The organism is Bombella mellum (assembly GCF_014048465.1).
Classification (GTDB): domain Bacteria; phylum Pseudomonadota; class Alphaproteobacteria; order Acetobacterales; family Acetobacteraceae; genus Bombella; species Bombella mellum.
Map to the genome: position 1 here is coordinate 321828 of NZ_PDLY01000001.1, position 26261 is coordinate 348088.

A 26261-nucleotide genomic window follows, 5' to 3' on the forward strand; every position below is an offset into this window, starting at 1 on the left:
CCAGACCGCACGGACCACGCAGCCGGAAGGACCGGTGCTGCCGGGACTGCCCGGCCACCCGCAGGGCGGGGAGACCGACCGGCAGCAGGAGCGGTCCGTCGCAGGGGACACGCCCATGCCTCTTCTGGATCATCTGATCGAGCTGCGGCGGCGGATCATCTGGTCCCTGGCGACGTTCGTCGTGGCGTTTCTGGTCTGTTATCACTTTTCCGGCGAGATATACCGGTTTCTGGCGGCTCCTCTGGCCAGCATCATGCGGCAGAAGGGTGAGCAGCCGCATCTCATCTATACCGCCCTGTATGAGGCCTTCTTCACCTATGTGCGTGTGGCCGTGTTCGGGGCGTTCTTCCTGTCCTTTCCCATGATGGCCATCCAGGCATGGATTTTCATTGCGCCGGGTCTGTACCGCAACGAGAAGAAAGCCTTTGCCCCGTTCCTGATCGCCACGCCGCTGCTGTTCCTGGCCGGGGCGGCACTGGCCTATTATCTGGTCTTTCCGTTTGCATGGAAGTTCTTCCTGTCCTTCCAGCAGATGGGTGGTGAGAACCAGATGGGGATCGAGCTTCAGGCCCGTGTGTCGGAATATCTGAATCTGGTCACGAAGATGATCATGGCTTTCGGCATCTGTTTTGAGCTGCCCGTGGTGCTGACCCTTCTGGTCCGGGCCGGACTGGTGGGCACGGCCCTGCTGCGGCGCATCCGTCGTTATGCCTATGTCGGGGCCTTTGCCATTGCGGCGGTCATCGCTCCGCCGGATGCCATAACCATGCTCGGGCTGGCCATACCGCTGGTCGGGCTGTACGAGGTGTCCATCCTTGCCGCCCGCCTGGTGGAGCCGAAGCCGGTCACGGCCGATGACGATGATGAGGCCCTGCCCGAGCGTGGGGATGCCGCCTGAAGGCGACATTCCCCCGGCAGGGGAAACTGGTTATAGACAGACCCTGACAGTTGTAGAGACCCAGCGGAGTATCCCGACCCATGCATGACCTCAAAGCCCTACGTGCAGACCCCGCCGCCTTCGATGCCGCCCTTGCCCGTCGTGGCCTGCCTGCCGTGGCTGAATCCCTCGTGAAGGAGGATGAGCAGCGTCGTGCCGCCCTGGCCGAGCTGCAGGAGGCCCAGGGGCAGAGAAAAGGGCTGGCCAAGGAGATCGGACAGGCCAAACGCAAGGGTGAGGATACGGCCGGGATCGAGGCCCGTGGTGCCGCCCTGCGGGACCAGATCGCCACGCTGGAAGCCCGGGCCAATGAGATACAGAAGCGCATTGATGACGTTCTCCAGAGCCTGCCGAACCAGCTGGATGCGGGCGTGCCTGATGGCCGGGATGAAAACGACAATGTGGTCGTGCATCAGCGGGGGGAGGTGCCGTCCTTCGCTTTCGAGGCGAAGCAGCATTTCGAGCTGGGGGAGGCTCTGGGCCTGATGGACTTCCCTTCTGCGGGAAAGATTGCCGGGTCCCGCTTCGTGATGCTGCGGGGTGTCCTGGCCCGGCTGGAGCGGGCACTGGGGCAGTTCATGCTGGATACCCATACGGGTGAATTCGGCTATGAGGAAGTGACCGTCCCTCTGCTCGTCAATGACGCAGCCATGTATGGCACGGACAAGCTGCCGAAATTTGCCGAGGATTCCTTTCACACCGATGATGGCCGCTGGCTGATCCCGACCGGTGAGGTGCCGCTGACGGCTTCCGTCATGGGGGACATCCTGCCCGCCGAGAGCCTGCCACGCCGCATGACGACCCTTTCCACCTGCTTCCGGTCAGAGGCCGGGTCGGCAGGCCGGGACGTGCGGGGGATGCTCCGGCAGCACCAGTTCACCAAATGTGAGCTTGTGTCCGTCGTGGCACCGGAGGAGAGCGAGGCGGAGCATGAGCGCATGACCCGTGCTGCCGAGACGGTGCTGGAAAGGCTGGGCCTGCCCTTCCGCCGGGTGCTGCTCTGTGCCGGTGATACGGGCTTTGGTGCGGCAAAGACGTACGATCTGGAAGCCTGGCTGCCGGGGCAGAAGGCATGGCGTGAGGTGTCGTCCTGTTCCAACACGAGGGATTTCCAGGCCCGCCGCATGAATGCCCGGATGCGCCGGGAGAAGACGACGGTCTTCGTCCATACCCTCAACGGCTCCGGCCTTGCCGTGGGGCGGGTCATGATCGCCCTGATGGAGGTCCATCAGCAGGAGGATGGCAGCCTCACGGTGCCGGAGGTTCTGCGCCCCTACATGGGCGGTCTGGATGTCATCCGGGCCTGATAGGTCCGTTCATGTCCATCCGGGTTTTCCTGAAAGAACCCGGATGGTCGTCATGGTCTGTCTGGATACCCGGACCATGACCTTCTGGTCAGTAACCGGATGTATATGATAGCTTCCGGAAACTCATCTGCACGCGGGAGTTCGAGGATTCCTGCGTGCGCCGTTTTTCGGGATACACCATGACATTGTTACGCTCCCTTGGGTGTCTGTTTGCCGTCGGCACGCTGACCCTGTCCGCCTGTTCATCATCCATCGGGCCGCACAACATGCGGCGTGACCGGCTGGATTATGAAAAGGAAATGAGCCGGCAGCAGAATCAGGAGATGCTCTTCAACATCGTGCAGCTCCGCTATTCCCTGTCCCCCACGCTGATCGAACCGACACAGATCATTTCGGCCTATACGGCGGAGACGAGTTCCAGTGCGAACATCAGCGGTACGCCCTGGATTCAGGGGGCCGGGGGTACGCTGGGTGGCTCGCTGGGCTATTCTTACAGTGACAGCCCTACGGTGACGTATCAGCCGGTTTCCGGGATGCAGTTCTCCGTCAACATCCTGCGGCCCATCTCACCGCAGACACTGCTGCCGCTGATTTCCAGCGGTCTGCCGGTCGATACGCTATTGCAGATGACGATGCAGTCCATCGGCCCGGCCAGCAACACGACCAGCACGATTGCTGGGACGGAAGGCAAGGAGGCCTCCATCCGTTTCACCTATCTGCTGCGTGCGCTGCGTAAGCTCCAGGCAGGCAATGCGCTGAGCATCCGCAGCATTGCCCCGACGCCGGCGACCAAGACGCAGCCTGCCCAGCCGGAACGGACCTTCATCCTGCTGCCGCACAGCAACGCACAGGAGATCATCGACCTTCAGGGGCAGGTGCGGCAGGCTCTCCAGCTTCCGCCGGGCTGCGAGCAGGCTGAGGTCATCTATGGCCGCACGGCGGACCATCCGGGCCAGGTGGCGATGGTGACACGTTCCATGCTGTCGATCTGGGAAGACGTTGCGAGCACGATGGAAGTGCCGAAAAAGATGGTGGACAAGGGGATCACGGCTCCGTCCGTCGTCCGTGGTCCGAACGAACCGCAGCCGGCCATCATCATTCATTGCAGTCCGGAGAAACCCAGCAACGAGCAGGCTTACACGTCCGTCGAGTATGAAGGGTCATGGTACTGGATCGCCAAGGATGATCTGGCCAGCAAGCTGGCGTTCTCCATGCTCCAGTTCATTCATGCCATTGCGGAGACAGCTTCTGCCAAGGGAGCCATGGTCACCATTCCCAGCCGCTGAGGCTGACAGGCTGACCTGAAGAAAAACGGGCGTCCCCTGACTGGTGGGGACGCCCGTTTTTTGTGGCGGTTCAGTCCTTCCTGCGCCGTCCGTGTGGTTTCTTCTTTCCGAAACCTCCACCAGCCTTGCCTCGTGGTCCCCTGGGCCGGTCATGGCTGTCCTGCCGCCCGGGAGGTGGGCCAGTCCGGCGGCCCTGATGGCGGCGAGAGGATTCACGCATCCGGCTCTGGGTGCGGAGAACCTGCTCGATCCATTCATCAAGGATGGCGGCGTTGCGTTCGGCGACGATGAGTTCCGGATAGTTCTCCGGGAAGCGCATGGCCAGCCACCGCCATGTGACAAGGCGGCGATGGCGTTTCTCGGCCCGTTCCAGCTCTTCCCGTCCGGCCGTGGCGGCGGCGGGGAGACGGCCCGTGCCGGGGGGAAAGATGCGCTGCCCACGGGCATGGAGGGCGGCCCATTCCACAAGGCGGGGGATGCCGTTGTCCCGTGTGTTGATCGGGCACATGGCGTAGGTCCAGCGGGTGGAGAGGTCCAGCCCGTCCACGCCTTCCAGTGCAGCGGCAATTTCCAGGGCCTGCTCCATGTCGGCCAGACGGTAATTGGGGTCATCCGGGCGGAGGACGGCCCGCTTGATGCGGGTCAGCACGCCGTAAAGACTGTCTGATTTCATCTCCTGCGCCACGGCCTGCACGATGTCCGCATCGGGCTGGACGAGGGGGCGGAGTTCCAAGGTGGGTTCTGGCGGAGCGTCCAGCATCTGGCGGATGAAGCTGGGGCGGCCTGCCCCTTCCAGCACGCAGACCAGTCCTTCCTCATGCTTGCCGAAACGGCCCGCTCGCCCACCGATCTGTTTGACTTCCTGCGAGACAAGGTTGCGTGTCTGCCGTCCGTCATATTTGCGCAGCGTGCTGAACACCACCCGGCGGATGGAGAGGTTGAGGCCCATGCCGATGGCATCCGTGGCGATGAGGATGTCGGCGTCACCCCGGTTGAAACGGGCGGCCTCGGCACGGCGGACTTCCGGGCTTAGGGCACCATAGATGACGGCGACCCGGCGGTTATGGGCCATCAGCTCGGCCCGGAGGTCCAGCACGTCCCGGCGGGAAAAGGCGATGAGGGCATCACCGGCCCGCAGGTCCGTCAGGGCCAGCGTCCCGGCGGGGCGGAGGGGACTCTTGCGCTCCAGATGGATCTCATCCACCGGGTCGTTGCAGAGTTCGGCAATGCGCTTGACGAGCGGGATGCAGTCCGCCGCCCCAAGGATGAAGACATGCCGTGCCGGAACGCCCATGATGGCAGCCGTCCATGCGGCTCCCCGGTCCGGGTCGCTGAGCATCTGGGCTTCATCAATGATGGCCACGTCAACAGGGTTGCTGAAGGGGCACATCTCCACCGTGGCGGCCAGATGGCGGGCCGTGGGGTCGATGATGCGCTCTTCCCCGGTCGTCAGCGAGGCCGGAACACCCCGGCTGAGCATGGCTTCCCGGAACTCATGGGCCAGCAGCCGCAGGGGGGCGAGGGCCAGACCGCTCTCCGCCTGGGCCAAGGCCTCCAGTGCCGTGTGGGATTTGCCGGAATTGGTCGGGCCGGTCACCAGCGTGATGCGGCGTTTCAGCGCACGTGCGGTGCGGAAATGGGCGGCGAAGCGGTCCAGTGCGGCGACACGGGCGATGGCCGCATTGCCCTTGCGGGCCTGCGGGCTGTCATCATAGCCGTCACCCTCCTTCTGGCCCGCACCACGCCGCCAGCTGTTGAGCAGGGGGCGGCATTTCTTCAGTTCCGCCGGGTCGAAATGGAAAATCTCCAGCCCGTCCGGCTGCATGTCCCGCTTGGCGACGGGGATGCGGTTTTCGGCGATCCAGCGCAGGGCCTCCCGGCGGGAGCAGTGCAGCAGGGCCGGAACCTTCTCGAAGCCGACAAGGGTGGCCTCCCAGTCCCTGATCTTCTGGAGTTCCCGTGCCCGGCGGGCTTCGGCCCTGGCCCGGATGTCTTCCTGCTCCCGTGCCCGGCGTTCTTCCTCGAGGATCATCTCATCCTCGAAGCCAAGGTCCACGCCGCCGAAGGCCCGGGCGATGCTGTGGGAGAGCCGTTCAATCTGCGTGCCGGAGAGGAAGGTGCCGGCATCGGCAAGATCGGCCCGCATGTCGTCCAGCACCCGCAGGGGGGTGTCCGCCATGTCCCGCCAGCGTTCTTCCAGCACGCTTTCCAGCACGGCATTCTGGCCGTCCTCGTCGATCAGCGGATCGCTGATGCGTTCGGCTGCCAGAAGGACGTCGGCCTTGCGGACCCAGACATCCCCGCTGCGGTGGGCACGGTTCATCATGCCGTTGGCCCAGCTGCGGCGGCGGACCTGGCAGAGCGCATGGAGCAGCTCGGCCTCGTTGATCTCCGTCTTTTCCGCCCCCAGGCGGCGGGCGACCTGCCGCAGGAGGGCGGCCCGTTCCCGTGGGGTGATGGCGAGGTGGGCACCGAAAGCGGCCTCTGCCTGTTCGAGGGCACGCTCGGCAGGAGAGGCGGGGGTGGAAGGATCGTGAGGCTGCTGGGAACTGTCTGTCATGCAGGTGTTTTCAGGAGCGAGGGGCCGGGAAGTCAAGAGAAAAGGGGTGAAGGCGTCCCGTTTCTGGTGACAATCAGGTAAAAGAAAGGCATGTTGTCGGGCATGCCGGTCGGTGCCCCCGGTCTCCGGGTGGTGCCGTGCCCTGTTGACCGAACAAATGTGATTTGTGCATTTCTGGAGATGAAGACGGATCATGAGCACGCCTTACCCCGCTGAATCCGCCCCCACACCCGTGATTGACGAGCCGCTGACCGGCCTGGTTCCCTTTGAAGGGCACGAGGGCCAGTATCGCCTTGCCGAACCGACCAAGGAATATGGTCATCTCTATCCGGCCAAGGTCCAGCAGGTCCATCACTGGACGAACCGCCTCTTCAGCTTCACCACGACTCGTGACCCCGGCCTGCGTTTCTCCAACGGCCAGTTTGCGATGATCGGCATCGAGGTGGAGGGCAAGCCGCTGCTGCGTGCCTATTCCCTGGCCTCCGCCAACTATGAGGACCAGATGGAGTTCCTCTCCATTGCCGTGGAGAATGGCCCGCTGACTTCCCGCCTGCGTCACGTCAAGGTGGGTGACACGGTGCTGATCGGCCGCAAGCCGGTGGGGACCCTGCTGCTGGACAACCTGAAGCCGGGCCGCAACCTGTATTTCCTCTCCACCGGGACAGGTCTTGCGCCGTTCCTGAGCCTCATCAAGGACCCGGACGCCTATGACCGCTACGAGAACGTGATCCTCACCCATACGGTGCGTGAGCGTGGCGAGCTGGCTTACCGGGACTACATCACGAACATCCTGCCCAAACATGAGTTCCTCGGTGAGGATGTGGCCGCCAAGCTGAAATATTATCCGGCCGTCACCCGTGAGGACTTCCCCGTGCAGGAGCGCATCACGGCCCTCATCAATAACGGGCGCATCTTCCGTGACCTGAACATTGACGAGCTGGACCCCGAGCATGACCGCGTGATGATCTGCGGGTCCCCGGAGATGCTGGCCGACACCCAGAAGCTGCTTGAGGAACGTGGCTTCGAGGAAGGCAACATGAGCCGTCAGGGTTCCTATGTGGTCGAGAAGGCCTTTGCCGAGCGGTAAGGCCGGGCCGTAACATCAGAAGACCCGGAGGCGGGCAGGTTCGGGGAGGCGGACGGATGACGTGGAGGAGGGCATACCCCTCACGCAGCCGTGAAGCCTTCCGGGCCTGCCCGTTCTGCTATCAGATGGAACAAGGATCAGGGTCTGCCCTCTCCGCAGGGTGGGACGGGCGGACAGGAGGAATGCCATGCAGGAATATGATCTCTTCGTGATTGGGGCCGGTTCGGGCGGGGTGCGCTGTGCCCGTATTGCGGCCCAGAACGGTGCCCGTGTGGGCATCGCCGAGCGGCGGCACTGGGGCGGCACCTGTGTCAATCTGGGCTGTGTCCCCAAGAAGCTGATGGTCTATGCGGCCGAGACGGGCCGGATGATCGAGGATGCTCCGGCGTTCGGCTGGGATGTGCAGCGTCCGTCCTCTTTTGACTGGTACGGCTTCCTTGCCGCCAAGGACCGGGAAATCGAGCGGCTGAACGGCATCTATGTCTCCATGCTGGAGAAGGCCGGGATCGACCTCCATACGGGTGATGCCCGTCTGCTGGATGCCAATACGCTGGAGATCGGGCCGTCCGTTCTGGCACCGGAGGCCCCGGTCCAGCGCATCCGGGCCAGGAAGATCGTTCTGGCACCCGGCTCCACCCCCGTGCGGCTGGACATTCCGGGAGCCGAGCTGGCCATCACCTCGGATGAGCTGTTCCATCTGCCCGAGCGGCCCCAGAGGGTCGCCATCATTGGCGGTGGCTATATTGGTGTGGAATTTGCCGGGATTCTGGCAGGCATGGGGTCGCAGGTGGACCTGTTCTACCGCCAGCCCCTGCCTCTGCGTGGATTTGATGAGGAAGTCCGTACGCATCTTAGGGAGCTGATCGACCTGTACGGCATCACCCAGCATCCGGAAACCTCGCCGGTCCGTCTGGAAGATGTTGACGGTGGCAGGGCCGTCCGTCTGGTGATGGATGATGGGGCTTCCTACGAGGTCGATGCGGTCATCATGGCCACGGGCCGTCGGGCTGCCGTGGATTCCCTAGGGTTGGATGCCGCAGGCGTGGCGATGGAGAAGGGGCATGTCGTGGCCGGGGTGGATGGCAGGACCAACGTGCCCTCCATCTACGCCATCGGGGATGTCAGGGACCAGTACAACCTGACCCCCACCGCCATTGCGGAAGGCCACATGCTGGCCGAGCAGCTTTTCAACCCGCAGGGGCGGACATGGTCCTTCGAGACCCTGCCGAAGGCCGTCTTCTTCTCATCTCCCGTGGGTGTCGTGGGGCTGAGCGAGGAAGAGGCGGCAGAGACGCACGACCTTGCCATCTATACGTCCCGCTTCACCCCCATGCGGCAGACGCTGCCCAAACGGGAAGGGAAGATACTGATGAAGCTGGTGGTGGACCGTCACAGTGATGTGGTGCTGGGTGCCCACATGGTCGGGCCGGATGCTCCGGAGATCATCCAGATGCTGGCCATCGCCGTGACGGCCAGGCTGACCAAGAAGCAGCTGGACCAGACGGTGGCCCTGCATCCCAGCACGGCGGAGGAGTTCGTCACCATGCGTACACCGACCCGCACGGTGGACCGCCGCTGACATAGCGGGAGGGGAGCGGAGGACGGGCCATGAGCGGGCTAAAACTTCAGCCGAACACTCTGAGTGCCGTCCTCTTTTCCCTGCGGACGACCATCGCCTCGCTCGTGGCCCTGGCCATCGCCTTCTGGATGGAAATGGGGTCTCCCCAGTGGGCGGCCATGACGGTCTGGATCGTGGCCCAGAATTCCCGCGGGATGAGCCTCTCCAAGGGGCGGTGGCGTATCGCCGGCACGGTGCTGGGCATGGTGGGTGGTGTCGGCCTGATAGCGGTCGCTCCCCAGTATCCCTGGATATTTTTCTCCCTGCTGGCCTGCTGGGTCGGCTGGTGTACGGGCATGGCCTGCCTGCTGGAGAATTTCCGGGGCTACGCCATGGTGCTGGCGGCCTATACCGGGGCCATCATCGCCGTCGGGGCGGCGGAGCAGCCGGATCAGGTGTTCTATATCGCCATGTCCCGTGGGTCCTACATCCTGCTGGGGGTCGTCTGTGAGATGGTGGCGGGGATGGTGGCCGTGCCGGGGGCGGACCGGGCCGCCCGCACCGGCCTCCAGAAGCACATGGCGTCCCTGCTCAGCCAGACCGCCGCAGCCCTGGCCTTGATCCTGCGGCGGGACGAGCGGGGCGTGGCCGAGATGACCCGCCTCCTCGGGTCACTGCAGGGGTTCAATGACCAGCTCGAGTTTGTCCGCATCGATTCCCGTCATGCCGGTGAGGAGGCGGACCGGGCCTATGTGACGCTGGAGCGGATATCCTTCGTTCTGGCCCGTGGCGTGGGGGTCCGCTCCCGTCTGGCCTCCGCTCCGCATGTTCCGGAGCGTCTGGCCATTGGGCTGGAACGTGTGGCGGGGGAGCTGGACGACATCGCCGCCCTGCTGAAGCAGGATATGGCCCATGTCGGGTCCGGGCTGGGGCAGCTCGAGACGATGCTTCAGGAAAATCATGACGAGCTGGAACGTTGTCTGCCCCGTGATGATGACGATGCCCTCCAGCAGAGCATCGTGGGTGTGGGCGTGGAAATCATGCTCATTGATTTCCGTTCCGCCGTGGAATCACATTATGCGGGCCTGCGCAAAATACCGGCCCCCGAGCGGCACCGCATCAGGCGCAGGGCGGATGGACGGCTGGCGGCCATCAACGGCATCCGGGCGGCGGTGGCCATCCTGATCGGGGCTTTCGTGTGGGAGGTGACGGCATGGTCCTATGGCGGGGCCTATATGAGCCTGCTCAGCGTGGTCTGTGCCCGTTTCGCCATCATGAACAACATGATCCTGATCAGCAAATATTTCTTCTACGGGGCCGTCTGCTCGGTGCTGGCCAGCATCATTCCGGTTTTCCTGATCATGCCCCTGAGTTCGGACTATGCCGTCTTTGCCCTGCCTTTTTCCCTGCTGATGTTTCTGGGTGGCCTGGCCCTGCGTATGCCGGCCCTTTCAGGGATTGCGGCGTCCTATGTCAATTTCTTTCCATGGATACTGGGGCTGGACAATCAGGGTCGGGTGGACGAGGTGACATGGTTCAACCAGTCCCTCGTGCTGCTCCTGGCACTGTTGAGCGGGATTCAGGTTTTCCGCACGGTTCTGCCTTTTTCTGTCACGCAGGCGTGGGCGCAGCTGCGGCGGCAGCTGGTGGAGGAAATCCAGCGTCTGAAAGAACCGCTGAAAGGCCGTGCCCAGACACAGCGTCTCTGGACTAACGAGACGACCCTGCGGATGGAGCAGGTCATCCGCTTTGCAGGGAAGATTCCGCAGGATGAAATTGACAGCATGATTCGGGGCACGCTGTCCGTCATGACGGTCGGGCGCAATCTGCTGACCGTGAAAGACCTCGTCATGCTGGGCCGTCTGCCAGCCCGTGCCCTGGTGACGGGAGAGCATATGGTCAGGGACATCATTCATCTGACGGAGCTGGGTCGGGAGGATGATCCGCTGACACCGCAGCAGTTCATGCAGGAGCAGTCCCGTCTGGAGGGGGCCTTCCATGAGAGCCGGAACCTGTCCCGGCGTCGTGATCTGGCGGCGGGCATGGGGTCGCTCAGGATTATCCATTTCGAGTATCAGGCCAGCCGGGATTTCTTCCTGAACGAACATCGTGCCTTCCTGTCATGACGGCAGGGCAGGCATGAAAAAAGCCCCGCTTCCCTGGGGGAGGCGGGGCTTCCGGCATGAAGGATGGCTGGCGGGCTGGTTCAGAAGCCGTTGCCACGGGGGGCCACCCAGCCATTGCCGGTGGCGTCGCCCACCTGGCCGCTCTGGATGGGGTTGGTGTCCTGATAGGAGCTGCCGAACTTGCCAAGGTTGCTGCCGGTGACGGCATCCCGGTTGGAACGGAGATGGGCCTCATGGTCAGGGTCCGGACCATTCTCGAACTCTGTGGAGGGGACGTCCTGATAGCCCGGCGGCGGGGGACGGTGCCCCTTGGCACGGAAGTGCTCCCCACCCCTGGTGACGCTCTTCTGCGCCTGCTGGCCAGACTGCTTCGTGGTGGTGCTGTCGGGGGTGTCCTGATAGGGGGTGCTGAAATGGACGGTCTGGGCTGCCGCATGGGGTGCAATGGTCGGAACGGAGGCCACAAGGCCCAGAGCCGCCGTGAGTGCTGTCAGACGCTTGAGACGTGAAGAAAAGCGCGAAGCCATGTGTGATATGTTCCTGCGTAGATTAGGGGTGCTTCCATTCCCCATATACCCTTTTACGGGACGAGATGTTCAAGTTTTTTCCGTGGGAAAGATGCCGCCGCCGGGGTGACGGCCCTGCCATGCAGGCATGGCCGGAACGGGACAGGTTGAATAATTTGCGGGCCGCCCTACCATTCAGGTGGTATTTCAGTCATAGAACTGGGGACCGGTTTCATGGATACCCCAACGTGGGCGGTCCCACGGGCCGCTTCCATTGTCGCAGGAGAACAAGATGCAGCAGTCAGACGGGCACAATACAGCCTCATGGTCACCGGCCAGCTGGCGCAGGCACCCGATCCGTCAGGCTCCGAGCTATGAGGATGGTGCAGCCCTGGCCGCCGTGGAAGAACGCCTGCATCGCTATCCGCCGCTGGTCTTTGGTGGGGAGGCCCGCCGCCTGAAGGAGCGTCTGGCGGCCGCCTCCCGTGGCGAGGCCTTCGTGCTTCAGGGTGGCCCCTGCGCCGAGAGCTTCGGGGAGTTCACCGGGGACATCATTCGGGACACGTTCCGGGTGCTTCTTCAGATGGCTGCCATCCTGACCTTCTCCGCCAAGGTGCCGGTCGTGAAGATTGGGCGCATGGCCGGGCAGTATGCCAAGCCCCGCTCCTCCGATGTCGAGAAGCGGGACGGGGTGGAGCTGCCCTGCTACCGTGGTGACAACGTCAATAGTCCGGAATTCACGGCCGAGGCCCGCAGGCCCGATCCTGCCCGCATGGAGATGGGGTATTTTCAGGCCGCAGGCGTGCTGAACCTGCTGCGGGCCTATTCACGGGGTGGGTTTGCCAACCTGCACGAGGTCCATCGCTGGAATCTGGATTATGTCCGCAATTCCCCGCAGGGTGAGCGTTATGAGGAGCTGGCCTCCCAGGTGGAGGAAACGCTGGCCTTCATGAAGGCCTGTGGCCTGGAGGACAACGCCCCGCAATATGATGAGGTGGAGTTCTACACCTCCCACGAGGCACTGCTCCTGCCTTATGAGCAGGCCCTGACCCGTGTTGATGAGTCCACCGGTCAGCATTATGGCCTGTCAGCGCATTTCCTGTGGATCGGTGACCGTACCCGTCAGCCGGAAGGAGCGCATGTGGAGTTCCTGCGTGGCGTGGCGAATCCCATCGGCATTAAGGTCGGGCCGACCACGACCATTGAGGACCTCCAGAAACTTCTGGAAATCCTGAATCCGCAGGATGAGGCAGGCCGCATCACCCTCATTTCCCGCATGGGCCACGGCAAGGTGCGGGAGCTTCTGCCTCCGTTGCTGGAGGCCGTGCGCAGGACGGGCCGGACGGTGACGTGGATCTGTGACCCCATGCACGGCAACACCACCACCTCGTCCAACAAATATAAGACCCGGGCCTTCGAGCATGTTCTGGACGAGATCATGGGCTTCCTCGACGTGTTCGGGCAGGCCGGTGTGATCCCGGGGGGCATCCATCTGGAGATGACGGGCAGTGACGTCACGGAATGCACGGGTGGCCCCCGCTGCCTGACGGATGCCGACCTGCCGACCCGCTACACCACCTTCTGTGACCCGCGGCTCAATGCCGAGCAGTCCCTTGAGATCGCCTTCCAGCTTTCGGACAGGCTGAAGCGCATTTTTGAGAAACGCTGAGGGACGCCCGCATAAAACCATAGTGGCGTGGTCCGGTACCGCCAGAGGAGACAAAATGATGAGCTGGAATGACGTCATCGGGCAGGCATGCACTCCGAGGGAGGCACTGGACAGGGAGCAGATCGAGGGGCGCACGGACGCCTACTTCCTGCGGATGCGGGACATCGTCAGCCAGTTTGGCGACTGTCGGGTCACCTATGCCGTGTTCGTCCGGCGTCCGGTGGTGGCGGCCTACGGGCTGGCCCTGCAATGGGTGCAGAACGTGGCCCGTCATCAGGGCTTCTCCGTCGAGATCACGGAGGTGCATCCTGAAGGAACATGGGTCGGGGCGGGGGACCCACTCTTCTATCTGACAGGCTCGCTGGTCAGTCTGGCTCCGCTGGAGACGCTGCTGCTCCAGAAGACGGGGGCCGCCTGCGTGGCGGCGCACAATGCCTACCAGATGGCCCTCGCCCTGCCGGAGGTTCCATTTCTGGCCATGGATGCCCGCCACTGTGCCGGTGGCGAGATGCAGGAGCTGATGGCCTATGCCGCTGCCGTGGGGTCACGGGCGGCACAGGCGGAAGGGGCCGTGGGCTTCATCGGCAACGCCAATCATGCCACGGCCCGTTTTTTCGGGCAGGAGCGTGGGCTGGGGACCATGCCTCATGCCTTCATCGGCTATGCAGGGTCCACGTTGCGGGCGGCGGAAATGTATGTGGAACGTTTCCCTGATGAACCGCTCACCGTGCTGGTGGACTATTTCGGGCAGGAGGTGACGGACATGCTGGAAGTCTGCCGCCGCTTCCCGGAGCGGGCCGCCGCAGGGGAACTCAGCGTGCGGCTGGACACGCATGGGGGGCGTTTCATGGAAGGGCTGGACCCGCAGCGTTCCTATGAGGTGCTGGAGCGGAACACGCCGGGCACCATCCGCCGCTACCGGTCGGAAAAGGAGCTGCGCTATCTGGTGGGAACGGGCGTCTCGGCCGCCGCCATCTGGCGGATGCGGGAAGCCCTCGACGAGGCGGGCTTCCCGAAGGTGAAGATCGTCGTCTCATCCGGTTTCGGCATTGCCAAATGTACGGCCATGCATGATGCCTCCGCCCCGATCGACATCGTGGGCACGGGGTCCTTCCTGCCGGACCGCTGGTCGGAAACCTATGCCACGGCCGACATCGTGTCCTATGATGGCGAGCCACGGGTGAAGATCGGGCGGGAATTTCTTCTTCAGAAGCTTCAGGAAAGGACCAGCTGATGGATGATGAGGACAGGGAGGCCAGGCAGGCTTTCATCAATGGCATTCGGGGCGAGGGAAGCGGACAGGACATGGAGGAGGCCGTACGGGCGGAAGCCGGAGCGGCCGTGAAGCAGGATGAGACGGGCTGGGTCGTCCGTATTCTGGACCAGTCCGGGGCCAGTGAGGGTGACGATGACGTGGTGGAAGAGGTGAAGGGCTTTCTCGACCTCGCCCATGCCAACGCCTTTGCCCGGGCCTATGTGCGGGACAGCATCGAGCGGTGCCGTGTTCCCGGTGCGGCGGACCGGGACGTGTTGCAGAGCTGGTTTGCGTTTGGTGAGAATGCCGAGGTCGTGGATGCCGGGGAAGACGGCTGGAAGTCCAGCACGGAACTGGATGATTTTGTCTCCAGCCCGGCCACGCCGATGGAACGTGACTGGCGGGCATTGGACCCCCGCCGCCTCGTGAGTGATGAGGAGCTGGCCGGACCGCCTGATGAGGACGGTCTGGATGACGATGATGAGGCCTTCGTGGCGGAGGTCATCCGCCGTCGTCAGGACGGGCAGCAGTAAGGGGGCGGAGACCGGTCCCATGGCTGGCCGGACAGGCTTCTGATGAGAAAATGAGAACAGAGTACGGTATGAAAGTACGTTTTGCCCCTTCACCAACAGGGCATCTTCATGTTGGCAATGCCCGTCTTGCCGTGGCGAACTGGCTGTTCGCCCGTCGGCATGGCGGCCGGTTCCTGCTGCGGATGGATGATACGGATACGCAGCGTGGCAACAGTGCCTATGAGGAAGCCATCCGCCGGGACCTGACATGGCTGGGGCTGGACTGGGACGAGTATGCCCGCCAGTCGGAGCGTCTCGCCCGGTATGAGGAGGTGATCGGGCATCTCAAGGAAACGGGGCGGCTCTATCCCTGTTTCGAGAGTGAGCTGGAGCTGAAATACAAGCGGGAGCAGCGTCTGCGGGCCGGCAAGCCGCCGCTCTATGACCGTGGCATGCTGAAAATGACGGCCGAGCAGCGTGCCCGGGCAGAGGCCAACGGCAAGGTGCCGTACTGGCGTTTCAAGCTGAGCGGGGCCACCCGCCGCTGGACCGACCTCGTGATGGGGGACTGCCATGTGAAGCTGACCGCCGTTTCCGACCCTGTTCTGGTGCGGGCGGATGGCAGCATCCTTTACACGCTGGCCTCGGTGATTGATGATCTGGACATGGGCATCACCCACATCCTGCGGGGTGAGGACCATGTGACCAACACGGGCGTGCAGCTTGACCTTGCCGAGGCCCTTGGGGCGAAGGAGGGACGTTTCACCTTCGGGCATCTGCCGCTGCTGCTGGGGCAGGATGGTGGCAAGCTGTCCAAGCGTCTGGGCGGGCTGGCCCTTTCCACATTGCGTAATGACGGGATCGAACCCCGTGCCCTTGTGGCCTATCTGGCCCGTCTGGGCAGTTCGGATGACCCGCAGGCTGCCTCCAGCATGGATGAGATCGTGCGGGGCTATGACATCGGCCATGTGTCCCGGTCAGCGGCCCGGTTCGATGTTCCGCAGCTTCTGGGGCTGAACCGCCGTGTCCTGCATGGCATGTCCTACGAAGAGATACGGCCCCACCTGCCGGAAGGGGCCGATGAGGCCTTCTGGCTGGCCATCCGGGGCAATATTGATCTGGCCGTGGAGATCGCCCACTGGTGGTCCGTCGTGAAGGGGGACATCGTGGCTCCGTCCCAGCCTGAAGAGGCGGAGTTTCTTCAGGAGGCAGCCCGCCTCCTGCCGGAAGGACCGTGGGACGGAACGGTCTGGAAGCGTTGGACCGACATGCTGAAGGGTGAAACCGGCCGCAAGGGGAAGACGCTCTTCCTGCCCCTGCGTCTGGCCCTGACAGGCGAGGATTCCGGGCCGGAACTGGCAGCCCTTCTGCCGCTCATGGGGCGGGAGCGGGTCCTGCACCGTCTGAAGGATGCCGTGCAGCAGTGAGGGAGACCCTGACGGAGCGGTCCATCTGACGGCTCCGTCGGGGAAAGCCGCTCAGGCCCGGGGGGCGGTGTCGTCCTTGACCTCAACCGGTTCCTCATCCCTGGCGGGGAGAGGGTCGGTCGATGTTGTATGAAACAGGCTGAAATCGACTTCCAGCACGCCCTGGCTTGACGGTTTCAGCAGGCTGACGAACCGTGCCCCGAAAAGCAGGTCCCGTGCCCTGTAGGTGTGCTGGGCGAAGACGTCCTGCGCCGAGACGGGGTCCGTCGCCGTCAGGACGAGGAAGATGGTGGCCTGCTGCTCTTCCAGGGTGGCCGTGTCCATGCCGTGGAGCGGGCTTGTTTCCAGAATATGGTGCGCAAAGGACAGGCTGACCGGAAACACCGGCACATGGTTGAAGGACAGGGGCAGGATGTCCAGCTGGAGGGAGCTGTTGCCATTGATGTCCTTTTTCGTGCGGGCGAGGATGGCCTCGATGCTGGCATTCATGAGCGGGGTGCGGCGCAGGTTGCCCACCCGGAAGTTCAGCCGCAGATGGTCACCATCCTGAAAGAGCGTGGCCACGTTGCTGAAGAGGACCTGCGCATGGGGGCGGGCAAAGCGGGCGAACACGATGCCGGTGATGATGGCGGTGAAGATCACGCTGGTCAGCATCTCCAGGGAGGCGATGGCATTGGCCAGATGGCTCTGCGGGTAGATGTATCCGTAGCCGACCGTGGAAAGCGTCTGGGCACTGAAGAAGAAATCGCCCCAGAACTCACCGGCCTTGACGTTGCTCAGCCCGTGGGGGACCAGAAAATAGGCGATGCTGAACAGTATGTTCAGGAACAGGTAGAAGCACGTCACCGAGGCGAAGAACGCCCCCCACCCCATGGTGAGGCAGGTATGGTACAGGTCCGCCAGAAAACGGACCTGCGCCCTTTTCCGGGTGATGATGTTGATGGTGTTGTCCTGTGACAGGACGCTGGTCTTCCGTATCTCGGACTGCTGGTGCCGGACACGGTTCAGTAGGGATTCGGGAAGCTGTAGATGCATGACGGGCCAGTAACGGAGGGGAGAGAAGGAAAGGGATGCTGCCCAGGGCGGGCACTCATCCCTTCGTGTGGCGTATTTTCCTGGCCCGTGAGAGTTCGCTCACGACACCATGCAGCGTCCGCAGTTCCTGCTCCGTCACCTCTCCACGGGCGAAAAGATGGCGCAGGTTGCGGATCATGCCCGGGCGTTTCTGTTCGTGGTGGAGAAAGCCGCACTCATCGAGGTCCTGCAGCAGGTGGGTCATGAAATTTTCCACCTCGCCCTTGGTCGCCACATGCGTCTCGTTGGTCATGAGATACTGTTCCGGCACGGTATCTTCGGTCAGATACCATTCATAGGCCATGACCAGCACCGCCTGGGCCAGGTTCAGCGACATGAAACGGGGATTGAGCGGATAGCGGATGAGTGTGTCCGCCCGGGCCATGTCCTCATTGTCCAGTCCCGCCCGTTCGGGGCCGAAGAGGATGCCGCTTTTCAGCTTCCGACTGCTGGTGGCCCGCAGTTCTGCCGCCGCTCCACGGGCCGTCATGACCGGCTTGATGACATGGCGGGGGCGGGGGCAGGTGGCAAAGACACGGTGAAGGTCGGCGATGGCGTCATCGACCGTCTCGAAGACCGTGGCTTCCTCAAGGATGCGATCGGCCCCGGAGGAGGCATACCAGGCCCGGGGCTGCGGCCAGCCGTCACGGGGGGCCACGAGGCGGAGATGGAACAGCCCGCCATTGGCCATGGCCCGTGCGGTGGTCCCGATGTTTTCAGCCAGCTGCGGGCGGACAAGGATGACGACGGGGTCAAAAGGAGCGGGCGGGGCCAGGTCAGCCCCGCCATTACGGCCTGTCATGGAATGTCTCATCCTTTCCGCCAGGTTGTGCCAGCTGGTCCATCTTCCAGAAGGATGCCCTGTTCTGCCAGACCGTCGCGTATCTGGTCGGCCAGTGCGAAATCACGGGCCTTGCGGGCGGCCAGACGTTTTTCAATCAGGGCCTCGATGGCGGAAGGATCAAGGTCCGTCCCTCCCTGGAACCATTCTGCCGGACTCATGGTGAACAGGCCAAGGAGCTGTCCACCGGACAGAAGACGGCCCGCCGCCTCCTGCTGGCCTTCCAGTGCGGCGTCGGCCTCACGGTGCAGGATGCTGAGGGCCAGCGGCGTGTTGAGGTCGTCGCACAGGGCCTCCAGAATGTCGGCAGGAATGCTGCCCGTGCTGGCCGGTGGCGTCTTTTCCAGTGCCCTGTAGAAGCGGTCCATGATGCGGCGGGCCTCGTCCAGCTTCTCCCATGTGAAGTCCAGAGTGGAGCGGTAATGCGAGCCAAGGAAGAGCAGCCGCAGGGCTTCGGCCGGGGCACGTTCCAGCACCTCATGGATGGTGTGGAAGTTGCCCAGGGACTTGGACATTTTCTCCCCGCCGGAAAGCAGCATCCCGGTATGGACCCAGTGCCGGGCGAAATGGCCATGCGGGTAGCAGCAGAGGGACTGCGCCCGCTCATTCTCGTGATGGGGGAAGAGCAGGTCGTTTCCGCCGCCGTGAATGTCGAAACTCTCCCCGAGATAGCGTTCCGCCATGGCGGAGCATTCAATGTGCCAGCCGGGGCGGCCACGGCCATGAGGGCTGTCCCAGCCCGGTTCGTCGTCGCTCGAGGGTTTCCAGAGGACGAAATCGCCGGGGTTGCGCTTGTAGTCGGCCACGTCCACCCGGGCACCGGCCATCATGTCCTCCAGCGAGCGGCCTGACAGCGCACCATAGCCGGGGAATGACGTGACGTCGAAGAGGACATGCCCTTCCGCCTCATAGGCATGGCCCTGCCTGATGAGGCGGCCGATCATCTCCAGCATGGCGGGGATGTGCTGCGTGGCCCTGGGTTCCACGGTGGGGGGCAGGACGTTCAGGGCGGCCAGGTCGGCGTGGAAATCCTTCGTGGTCCGTTCCGTCAGATGGGCGATCTCCTCGCCATTTTCCTGCGCCCGCTGGATGATCTTGTCGTCAATGTCCGTGATGTTGCGGACATAGGTGACCTGCGGGTAAAGCGCACGGAGCAGCCGGACGAGCACGTCCGCACTCAGCATGGAGCGCAGGTTGCCGAGATGCACCCGGTCATACACAGTCGGCCCGCAGAAATAGAGGCGGACATTGGCGGCATCATCAGGGATGAACGGGACGGCTCTGCGCTGGTGGCTGTTGTGAAGCCTCAGGCCGGGCCGGGCGGAGGACGTGTCTGTGTTGCTCTGCTGCGTGCTCATGCCCGTTCAATGCGACAGAGCTGCGTCCGGTGCAACAGTGAATTTGCAACGATGAATTCACTCTTTGTCACTTGCGCTCTGCGTTATATGCGATAGAGACAGGCCCATGTCCACATCAAGAAAGACACATGCCGCTCCCGTCGTGGAGATGTCCGTCCATGTCCGTACCCTGATCCGGGTCGGGCTGCCGCTTGCGCTGTCCCAGCTCTCGGAGATGGCCATGGCCGTGACGGATACCGTCCTGCTGGGCAGCCTCGGCGTGGATGCCGTCGCCATCGGGGGCCTTTCCAACAATTTCTTCTTCACGACCATGATCTCCTTTCAAGCCGTGCTGGGTGGAGTCGGCGTGCTGCTCTCGCATTCCCGTGGGGGTGTGGAGCATGGCCATGAGGGTGGGCATGACAGGCGCAGCATCATCAGTGCGGGTGTCGTGCTTGGCCTGCTGGCCTTCATCCCGTGCCTGCTCCTGCTGCTCTGCTCCGGCCGGATATTCGGTCTGATGGGGGAGCCTGACACGGTGATCCGGCAGGGCGGGCAGTTCATCAACGTGCTGCTCTATGCCCTGTGGCCCAATCTGGTCCTGCTCGGGCTGTGCCGTGTGGCCCTGCCATCCCTGGGGGCGGAGTCCCTGCTGCTGTGGACGATGCCGGCCATGGCCCTGTGCAACGGGGTGCTCAATGCGGCCCTGATTCATGGCTGGTTCGGTCTCCCGGCCTACGGGCTGTTCGGGTCCGCCCATGCCACGATGCTGACGGGCTGGGCCATGAGCCTCGTCCTGCTGCTGCTCTGTCTCTGGCGGCCGGGCCTAAGAAGTCTGCTGAAACCCGTGAGGGTGCGGTGGCCGCTCATCCGGGAGCTTCTGATGCTGGGCCTGCCGATGATGGTCACGGCGGCGTCAGAGCTTCTGCTGTTCCAGATCACCACGCTCAATGCGGGGCGGCTGGGAACACGCAGCCTTGCCGCCCATCAGGTCGCGCTGAACACGGTCTCCCTGTTTTTCATGGTCTGTCTGGCGATCGGTCAGGCGGCGAACGTGCGGGTGGCCTACTGGCGGGGAGCCAGAAAGACGGCGGAGGCCTGCCGGGCTGCCAGTGGTGCCCTGCTGCTGGTGCTTGCCTGGACGATTCTGACCGGGCTGGTGCTGCTTCTGGTGCCGGAGCGGGTGGCGCATCTCTATTACACGGGTTCACCGCCGGATGCCGCCACGTTCGGTACGACCGTCCTGCTGCTGAGGATTGCCGGGATTTTCCAGATCGTGGACGGGGTCCAGGCCGTCTGCAACGGTGCCCTGCGGGGCTGTGGCGACACGTTCGTGCCCATGATGATCAGCATCGTGAGCTATGGTTTCGTGGGGATCGGCCTGGGCTACTGGCTGGCCTTCCGGTGCGGGCAGGGGGTCCAGGGCCTCTGGATCGGCCTTGCGGCCGGGCTTGGCATAACGGCCCTTGCCCTCGGCATCCGGCTTTATGTCCTGCTTTACCGGAAGAAGACGGCATGGCCCTGAAAAGGCCACTTGCGGTGGATGCGTGTGGGGGGATAGGTAGTTCGGAGTTTCGCCGGGAGCCGGTCAGGATGACCCGTCCCGGCAGTGAACCGTGTGCTGGGTGAGCAGGCGGACCGGTCTTGTATTCGTTTGAAAAAGGAAACGTGGTCTCGTATGGTCAGGAACCCCAACGCATTAAAAAACATATGTGATCTGGTCAGTCAGATGCTTTGCGATGGCAGAGGTTCCCCGCAGGTCCGGGGGCGTGCTCCGCATGGTTTTTATCTTCCCAGTAGCTGGAAACAGGAGCGTGCATGAAGTTGCCTAGGGTCGTTTCTCTCCGGTCTTATGGACTATCATGGTGGGGCCTTGCCCTGCTCATGGTGCCCCTGCAGGGGTGTGCCGGTATCGGAGCACCGAGCTTTCCTTTGGCCGGTGCCTATTTCCCCGCCTGGCTCATCTGCCTGTTCATCGGAGCGGTGTCTGCCGCCCTGCTGCGGCTGCTCTTTCTGATCCTGCATATTGATGGCCTGCTGCGGTATCATCTGGTCACCTACCTTTCCATGGGCACGATGATAGGGCTGGTCGGCTGGCTTCTTCTCTACGGGTAATTCAGAGGCGGTTTCATGAAAAAAGAACGGATTAAAGGCCGCTTCCCGGTGGGGAGCGTAATTGCAACAGCCACGTTGCTATCTGCCCTTCTCGGTGTCCTGTATGTGGATCACCGGTCAGGTCAGCATCCCAACAGCGACAGTGCGGTTATCTATACGGAAAGCGTGCATGTGGCCGCTCTGGTGGGCGGGCGTCTTCAGACCCTTTCCGTCCGGGAGAATCAGGTCGTCCATAAGGGGGACCTGCTGTACCAGATTGATCCCGAACCCTATGAGATCGCCCTGCACAGGGCCGAGGCCAGCGAGACACAGGCCCAGGCCGACCTGAACGACGCCCGCCGTGCCCTGGCGGTCCGCATGGCCAATGCGGCAACCAATGAGCGCAAACGGCACCAGGCGGAGGATGAGAAAGATCTGGCATGGCGCACGGTCGTGCGTCTGAAGCCTCTGGCCGAGCAGCATTATGTCTCGTGGCAGGCCTATGACCAGGCCGTGACGAAGTTCAACTCTGCCGTGGATGCGCTGGCAGAGGCCCAGCACGAGCAGCAGGCCAGCCAGGTGGCTGTCGGTGACGTCAAACACGCCGAGGCCATGCTGCAGGAAGCCTCCGTGGCGGTGGACCATGCCCGCTATGAGCTGCGTCAGACCCGTGTGACGGCGAACATAGATGGATATGTGACGAGTCTGAATGTTCGGGAAGGCGAGGTGCTAGCCGCCAACCAGAACCTGTTTACGCTGGTTTCCAAGGATGAGTGGTATGCCATTGCCCCGATCCGGGAAATTAACCTGAAGCCGGTCCGTCCGGGTGACTGCGCCACCGTGTATTCCATGATCGACCGCAGCCACGCCATCCACGGGGTTGTCGAGAGCATCGGCCGGGGTGTGACGACCGATTACATGAGGGAAAGCGAGCGTGGCGTGCCGTCTGTCGAGCGGCAGATGGACTGGGTGCATATCGCCCAGCGTTTCCCCGTGCGCATCAGGATCGAGAACGCTCCTGAACATCTGATGAGACTGGGGGCGACGGCCAACGTGGAAATTCTCCATGGTGCTGCCTGTCATGGTTAAACCCTATCTGGACGCCTTCATGCGTCTCTGGCGGTTGGCCGTGAGGCCAACCCGTGGGCGTACGGCACTTGCCTTGCGGACCGCCATCGTATGCATGGCACTCGTCCTCATAGGTGAGATATGGCAGCTGCCCATGCTGACCCTGCTCACGCTCACCCTGGGGGCGTTGTGGCAGGGGAACAGGGTGGCGAACATGAAGATCTCCGTCATGTACGTCATCTTCTTTTCCGGTGTGACGGGGGCCCTCTATGTGGGGGTTGTCACGACGATCAACAATTTTCTGGCGACACTCATCTTCAACCTCGTGCTCAGTTTCGTGTTTTTCTTCCTCAGCACGACAACCATTCTCGGGATGATCAGTGTCATTGGCGGGCTGATCCTTTCCTACATGCTGGTGGCACTGGATAACGTGCAGAGTGGTGACAGTATCGCCCGTCTTGTCCTGTCGGCATGGCGAGTGTTTCTCATCATCGCCGGCATGATGGCCTTCGTGGGGAGCAGCCTGTCCCCGTCTCCGAAGCATGTCCTCACGGACCAGATCATCGAACGGCTGCGTCTGTCGGCAAAATGTCTCGGGCGGCGGGGAGAGGGGCGCAACATCCCCCAGGCCTGGCAGGATGCCGTCATGGATACCGTGGGTGAGGGGGTCAGCGGCATGTTCGGCATGCTCGGTGCGTCCACTGCGGAACAGCGCTGGAGTCCGGAAGACCTGTCCTATCTGCGCCGGGCGGCCCTGAACAGTTTCGGCATCCTGCAGTTTGTTGAACGCTGCCTGAAACCTAACGCCTCCATTCCCAGGGAGGATTGTGTGTATCTGGCCAGACGGCTGGAGGAAGCGGCGGAGTGTTTTGAAACAGGTGGCCGTCCGGCCGAAACGGGAACCGCTCAGGTCTGCTCAGGTGATATTGCCCGGGAGATGGAGCGTCTGCTGAACAGTCTGGATCAGCCCCTGACGGCCGAGGACGTGCAGCTGCCTTCCAGTCAGTCCGGAGAGGCCGCCCCGAAAAAGAAGAAGTCCGCCTTTTTTCTCCCCGGTGCCTTCACGGACCCGGAGCATGTCCGCTTTGCCGTCAAGGGGACCGTCTCCGTCTTCCTCTCCATCATCACATACAAGATGCTGAACTGGCCGGGGGTGCATACCTGCATCATCACCTGCTTCATCGTGTCCCTGCCGACGATGGGGGCCGTGCTGGACAAGCAGCGGCTGCGTATTGTCGGGGCCCTGATAGGGTGTTTCATGGCCATGGGAACGATCATATGGCTCATGCCGCACATGACGGACATAGCCGAGATCATGCTGGTCATGGGTGTGGTCATTTTCATCGGGGCATGGGTCAAGGCCGGGGATCAGCGTATCTCCTATCTCGGGCTGCAGATCATCGTGACCTTCACGTTGGCTGATCTTGCCAAATATGCGCCAACGACGGACCTGACGGTGCCCCGTGACCGTATCATCGGTATCCTGATCGGCCTGGCCATCACATATGTCGTGCATACCATGTTCTGGCCGCACAGTGCGATGGGGGGAGCCATACAGAAGCTCAAGGCCCTTGATGCCCTGCTGGCGCAGGACGTGACGGACTGGAACCATGACCAGAGGATGCTCCAGGCGGCGAAGGTGCAGGAGACGGCCAGCGGGGCCATGGGCCAGCTGCGGCAGGTCATGCTGGAACCGTCCTACATGCGCCCGACCAGGCACCGCATGAGGCAGTACATGCTCTTCCTGCGGCGTGCCGCCATGAGTGCGGCCAGCCTGTTCGGGGACATTGCCGCCAACCGGAACAAGCAGGCTCTTCGTCTGGGGCAGATTTTGAAGGGAGGGGAGGCCGCTTCCCTTAATGAAGGAGGAGGTCTCTGATGGACGTATTTGTGCGGGAACAGGTCATGGAGCGTAAGAAGGCACGAGGGTCCGGGACTGGAGGGCCGGGGAAGGAACGGACATGGCGGCGGGCTGCCCTGGTCTGCATGGCCCTTCTGGGCAGCAGTGCCCTGAGCGGCTGCCAGACGACGGCCATGAAGAACATGCCGCCCGCTCCCGACCAGCCGTGGAATGCGCCGGTCGACGTGAACGGTCACATCATCGAGGGACACGAGAAGGCCGCCCCCGGGCAGAAGGGTGGCCGTGTCCTGAGGATGCCCGCCGGGTACCGGCTCTCGTCGGATCATGTCCTGCCGCAGCCTGCCGCGCTGGGGACCGTGCAGGTGGACCACGCCTACAATCTGGCCGACCTGATCGACATGGCACAGTCCATCAATCCGTCCACCCGTCAGGCGTGGGATGCGGCCCGGGCCAGTGCTGCGGAGACAGGTATCGCCCGTTCCGCCTACCTGCCTCATCTGACGGCGGCGGCGATGGGCGGTTATGGCATCCTGGAGCCTCACAACCGTTTCCGGGGCGACGGGATACGGTCCAATACGGACACCCGCCTGCATGGCACGATGGAACGCCAGCAGGTCGGGCTGGAATGGCTGCTGTTCGATTTCGGCAAACGCCGTGCCGTCATGGAAGAGGCTACCCAGAAGAGCATCGGGCAGAACATCCTCTTCACGGGAGAACATCAGAAGGTCATCCATAAGGTGGCTCTGGCCTATTACCGGTATTCGGCAGCCCTGAACAACGTGTCGCTCGTGCGCCAGTCCCTGGAGAATGCCCATGCGATCGCACGGGCGGCGGCGGCCAACCTGCACAATGGTGAAGGCACGGTCATTGACACCTCCCAGGCCGAGCAGGCCGTGGCCGAGGCGCAGCTTGTGCTGGCCAGGACGGAAGGCGACGTGGAAACGTACCGGCTGGAACTTCTGGCCGCCGTGGGTGTAAATCCCTCCCAGCCGCTGCATGTCCAGGTGGACAGCGGGCGGAACATCCGTGTTGACGACATCCGCCTGAGTGACGAGATGGTGCATGAGGCCGTGGCCCGCCGGCCGGACGTGCTGGCGGCCTATACGAGCTTGCGTGCTGCCCAGAGTGCGGTCGAGGGAGCAAGAGCCAGCTACAGGCCGCAGATTTTCATGAACGGCAATGTCGGGTACAATTTTGATGACCTGCATTTCCGCAATCTGCCGCTTGTCAACATCGGCTCGATAAATGACCGGGTGCACACGTTCGGCAGTCTTATCACGGCAGGCATTTCCGTGCCGATCTATGATGGTGGGCTGCGCCGTAACCGTCTGCGGCAGGCGCACGAGCGGGAAGACAGTGCCCGTGCCGCCCTTCAGGACACGCAGAACAATGCCGTCCGGACGATCGTGAGTGCGGAGGCCATGCTGCACACGGGCATCACGGCCTATCAGGCGGCACTGAGCCTCCAGAAGGCCAGCCAGACCGGCTTTGACGCCGCCCTGACCGCCTACCGTTCTGGTGACGGGACGATGACCCGGATGCTGGAGCTTCAGAACACGCTGCTCAATGCCCGTCTGTCCGTGTCGGACAGCTATTACGGGATGCTGAGTGCGGCGGCCTCTCTGGCCTATGCGGCCGGTACGCTGGGCAGCAGCAGCGTCCTGTCTGACATTGAAGGATCACTGGCGGAGGTTCCGTCGGCCCCCGTGCCGGTATCCGGCAGCCAGATTCCCTGAGGACTGGCTGCCTGTTGCCT

At 63.1% G+C, this 26261-nt stretch carries 20 protein-coding genes; 15 read left to right on the forward strand and 5 right to left on the reverse strand.

Annotated features, from left to right (window positions below; translation table 11 throughout):
- Positions 1–115: 115 nt before the first annotated feature.
- The 3 genes from tatC to CPA56_RS01410 all read left to right on the forward strand — a co-directional run bounded on the left by tatC (position 116) and on the right by CPA56_RS01410 (position 3530).
- Positions 116–898: a twin-arginine translocase subunit TatC gene (gene tatC, locus CPA56_RS01400; protein WP_182040569.1), complete on the forward strand. Its 783-nt coding sequence runs from the start codon at positions 116–118 to the stop codon at positions 896–898.
- A gap of 80 nt (positions 899–978) precedes the next feature.
- On the forward strand, positions 979–2244 hold the full coding sequence (gene serS / locus CPA56_RS01405) for a serine--tRNA ligase (RefSeq protein ID WP_182040260.1): 1266 nt from the start codon (positions 979–981) through the stop codon (positions 2242–2244).
- A gap of 179 nt (positions 2245–2423) precedes the next feature.
- Positions 2424–3530 carry a hypothetical protein gene (locus CPA56_RS01410; RefSeq protein ID WP_182040261.1) on the forward strand — a complete coding sequence of 369 codons (1107 nt, stop codon included), beginning with the start codon at positions 2424–2426 and terminating at the stop codon, positions 3528–3530.
- 70 nt (positions 3531–3600) lie between these two features.
- Here the strand turns inward: CPA56_RS01410 and CPA56_RS01415 are convergent, their stop codons facing one another.
- Complete coding sequence (locus CPA56_RS01415) at positions 3601–6090, reverse strand: helicase-related protein (protein ID WP_182040262.1); 2490 nt, start codon at positions 6088–6090, stop codon at positions 3601–3603.
- Positions 6091–6283: 193 nt separating this feature from the next.
- Between CPA56_RS01415 and CPA56_RS01420 the strand changes: the two genes are divergently transcribed.
- The 3 genes from CPA56_RS01420 to CPA56_RS01430 all read left to right on the forward strand — a co-directional run bounded on the left by CPA56_RS01420 (position 6284) and on the right by CPA56_RS01430 (position 10861).
- Positions 6284–7177, forward strand: coding sequence for a ferredoxin--NADP reductase (locus CPA56_RS01420; RefSeq protein WP_043560751.1), 894 nt, complete (start codon positions 6284–6286; stop codon positions 7175–7177).
- A gap of 187 nt (positions 7178–7364) precedes the next feature.
- A complete protein-coding gene (gene gorA / locus CPA56_RS01425) occupies positions 7365–8756 on the forward strand; it encodes a glutathione-disulfide reductase (protein WP_182040263.1) in 1392 nt (463 codons plus the stop codon).
- A 29-nt stretch (positions 8757–8785) separates the two neighbouring features.
- Positions 8786–10861, forward strand: a complete 2076-nt coding sequence (locus tag CPA56_RS01430) for an FUSC family protein (protein ID WP_182040264.1) — start codon at positions 8786–8788, stop codon at positions 10859–10861.
- Positions 10862–10941: 80 nt separating this feature from the next.
- Here the strand turns inward: CPA56_RS01430 and CPA56_RS01435 are convergent, their stop codons facing one another.
- A complete protein-coding gene (locus tag CPA56_RS01435; RefSeq protein WP_182040265.1) occupies positions 10942–11388 on the reverse strand; it encodes a hypothetical protein in 447 nt (148 codons plus the stop codon).
- Between the two features lie 271 nt (positions 11389–11659).
- Between CPA56_RS01435 and CPA56_RS01440 the strand changes: the two genes are divergently transcribed.
- From CPA56_RS01440 to gltX, 4 genes are all read left to right on the forward strand, one after another.
- Positions 11660–13036: a class II 3-deoxy-7-phosphoheptulonate synthase gene (locus tag CPA56_RS01440; protein ID WP_182040266.1), complete on the forward strand. Its 1377-nt coding sequence runs from the start codon at positions 11660–11662 to the stop codon at positions 13034–13036.
- Positions 13037–13094: 58 nt separating this feature from the next.
- Entirely contained in the window at positions 13095–14270 is a 1176-nt protein-coding gene (locus CPA56_RS01445) for a beta/alpha barrel domain-containing protein (protein ID WP_182040570.1), read from the forward strand.
- Between the two features lie 71 nt (positions 14271–14341).
- A complete protein-coding gene (locus CPA56_RS01450; RefSeq protein ID WP_182040571.1) occupies positions 14342–14824 on the forward strand; it encodes a hypothetical protein in 483 nt (160 codons plus the stop codon).
- Between the two features lie 68 nt (positions 14825–14892).
- A complete protein-coding gene (gltX, locus tag CPA56_RS01455) occupies positions 14893–16230 on the forward strand; it encodes a glutamate--tRNA ligase (protein WP_182040267.1) in 1338 nt (445 codons plus the stop codon).
- A gap of 51 nt (positions 16231–16281) precedes the next feature.
- Here gltX and CPA56_RS01460 read toward each other — a convergent pair whose 3' ends face one another.
- Genes CPA56_RS01460 through cysS form a run of 3 tightly spaced genes read right to left on the reverse strand, consistent with a single transcriptional unit; the run spans position 16282 to position 19503 of the window.
- Positions 16282–17265 (reverse strand): ion channel, encoded by a 984-nt coding sequence (locus CPA56_RS01460; RefSeq protein ID WP_182040268.1) that lies wholly within the window; start codon positions 17263–17265, stop codon positions 16282–16284.
- 55 nt (positions 17266–17320) lie between these two features.
- Positions 17321–18106, reverse strand: coding sequence for an RNA methyltransferase (locus CPA56_RS01465; RefSeq protein WP_182040269.1), 786 nt, complete (start codon positions 18104–18106; stop codon positions 17321–17323).
- Positions 18107–18114: 8 nt separating this feature from the next.
- Positions 18115–19503, reverse strand: a complete 1389-nt coding sequence (gene cysS / locus CPA56_RS01470) for a cysteine--tRNA ligase (RefSeq protein ID WP_182040270.1) — start codon at positions 19501–19503, stop codon at positions 18115–18117.
- Positions 19504–19609: 106 nt separating this feature from the next.
- Between cysS and CPA56_RS01475 the strand changes: the two genes are divergently transcribed.
- The 5 genes from CPA56_RS01475 to CPA56_RS01495 all read left to right on the forward strand — a co-directional run bounded on the left by CPA56_RS01475 (position 19610) and on the right by CPA56_RS01495 (position 26241).
- Complete coding sequence (locus CPA56_RS01475; RefSeq protein WP_229707265.1) at positions 19610–21007, forward strand: MATE family efflux transporter; 1398 nt, start codon at positions 19610–19612, stop codon at positions 21005–21007.
- Positions 21008–21300: 293 nt separating this feature from the next.
- Positions 21301–21597 carry a YtcA family lipoprotein gene (locus CPA56_RS01480; protein ID WP_229707266.1) on the forward strand — a complete coding sequence of 99 codons (297 nt, stop codon included), beginning with the start codon at positions 21301–21303 and terminating at the stop codon, positions 21595–21597.
- Between the two features lie 15 nt (positions 21598–21612).
- Positions 21613–22665, forward strand: a complete 1053-nt coding sequence (mdtN, locus tag CPA56_RS01485; protein ID WP_182040271.1) for a multidrug transporter subunit MdtN — start codon at positions 21613–21615, stop codon at positions 22663–22665.
- A complete protein-coding gene (locus tag CPA56_RS01490) occupies positions 22658–24523 on the forward strand; it encodes an FUSC family protein (protein WP_182040272.1) in 1866 nt (621 codons plus the stop codon). Before mdtN ends, CPA56_RS01490 begins: the two co-directional genes overlap by 8 nt.
- Positions 24523–26241, forward strand: coding sequence for a TolC family protein (locus CPA56_RS01495; protein ID WP_182040273.1), 1719 nt, complete (start codon positions 24523–24525; stop codon positions 26239–26241). The genes CPA56_RS01490 and CPA56_RS01495 overlap by 1 nt, the downstream gene beginning before the upstream one ends.
- Positions 26242–26261 lie beyond the last annotated feature (20 nt).

What these genes read in the sequence shown, in the direction of transcription:
- tatC (WP_182040569.1), top strand. Translation starts at nt 116, where the DNA reads ATGCCTCTTCTGGATCATCTGATCGAGCTGCGGCGGCGGATCATCTGG.
- serS (WP_182040260.1), top strand. Translation starts at nt 979, where the DNA reads ATGCATGACCTCAAAGCCCTACGTGCAGACCCCGCCGCCTTCGATGCC.
- CPA56_RS01410 (WP_182040261.1), top strand. Translation starts at nt 2,424, where the DNA reads ATGACATTGTTACGCTCCCTTGGGTGTCTGTTTGCCGTCGGCACGCTG.
- CPA56_RS01415 (WP_182040262.1), bottom strand. Translation starts at nt 6,090, where the DNA reads ATGACAGACAGTTCCCAGCAGCCTCACGATCCTTCCACCCCCGCCTCT.
- CPA56_RS01420 (WP_043560751.1), top strand. Translation starts at nt 6,284, where the DNA reads ATGAGCACGCCTTACCCCGCTGAATCCGCCCCCACACCCGTGATTGAC.
- gorA (WP_182040263.1), top strand. Translation starts at nt 7,365, where the DNA reads ATGCAGGAATATGATCTCTTCGTGATTGGGGCCGGTTCGGGCGGGGTG.
- CPA56_RS01430 (WP_182040264.1), top strand. Translation starts at nt 8,786, where the DNA reads ATGAGCGGGCTAAAACTTCAGCCGAACACTCTGAGTGCCGTCCTCTTT.
- CPA56_RS01435 (WP_182040265.1), bottom strand. Translation starts at nt 11,388, where the DNA reads ATGGCTTCGCGCTTTTCTTCACGTCTCAAGCGTCTGACAGCACTCACG.
- CPA56_RS01440 (WP_182040266.1), top strand. Translation starts at nt 11,660, where the DNA reads ATGCAGCAGTCAGACGGGCACAATACAGCCTCATGGTCACCGGCCAGC.
- CPA56_RS01445 (WP_182040570.1), top strand. Translation starts at nt 13,095, where the DNA reads ATGAGCTGGAATGACGTCATCGGGCAGGCATGCACTCCGAGGGAGGCA.
- CPA56_RS01450 (WP_182040571.1), top strand. Translation starts at nt 14,342, where the DNA reads ATGGAGGAGGCCGTACGGGCGGAAGCCGGAGCGGCCGTGAAGCAGGAT.
- gltX (WP_182040267.1), top strand. Translation starts at nt 14,893, where the DNA reads ATGAAAGTACGTTTTGCCCCTTCACCAACAGGGCATCTTCATGTTGGC.
- CPA56_RS01460 (WP_182040268.1), bottom strand. Translation starts at nt 17,265, where the DNA reads ATGCATCTACAGCTTCCCGAATCCCTACTGAACCGTGTCCGGCACCAG.
- CPA56_RS01465 (WP_182040269.1), bottom strand. Translation starts at nt 18,106, where the DNA reads ATGACAGGCCGTAATGGCGGGGCTGACCTGGCCCCGCCCGCTCCTTTT.
- cysS (WP_182040270.1), bottom strand. Translation starts at nt 19,503, where the DNA reads ATGAGCACGCAGCAGAGCAACACAGACACGTCCTCCGCCCGGCCCGGC.
- CPA56_RS01475 (WP_229707265.1), top strand. Translation starts at nt 19,610, where the DNA reads ATGTCCACATCAAGAAAGACACATGCCGCTCCCGTCGTGGAGATGTCC.
- CPA56_RS01480 (WP_229707266.1), top strand. Translation starts at nt 21,301, where the DNA reads ATGAAGTTGCCTAGGGTCGTTTCTCTCCGGTCTTATGGACTATCATGG.
- mdtN (WP_182040271.1), top strand. Translation starts at nt 21,613, where the DNA reads ATGAAAAAAGAACGGATTAAAGGCCGCTTCCCGGTGGGGAGCGTAATT.
- CPA56_RS01490 (WP_182040272.1), top strand. Translation starts at nt 22,658, where the DNA reads ATGGTTAAACCCTATCTGGACGCCTTCATGCGTCTCTGGCGGTTGGCC.
- CPA56_RS01495 (WP_182040273.1), top strand. Translation starts at nt 24,523, where the DNA reads ATGGACGTATTTGTGCGGGAACAGGTCATGGAGCGTAAGAAGGCACGA.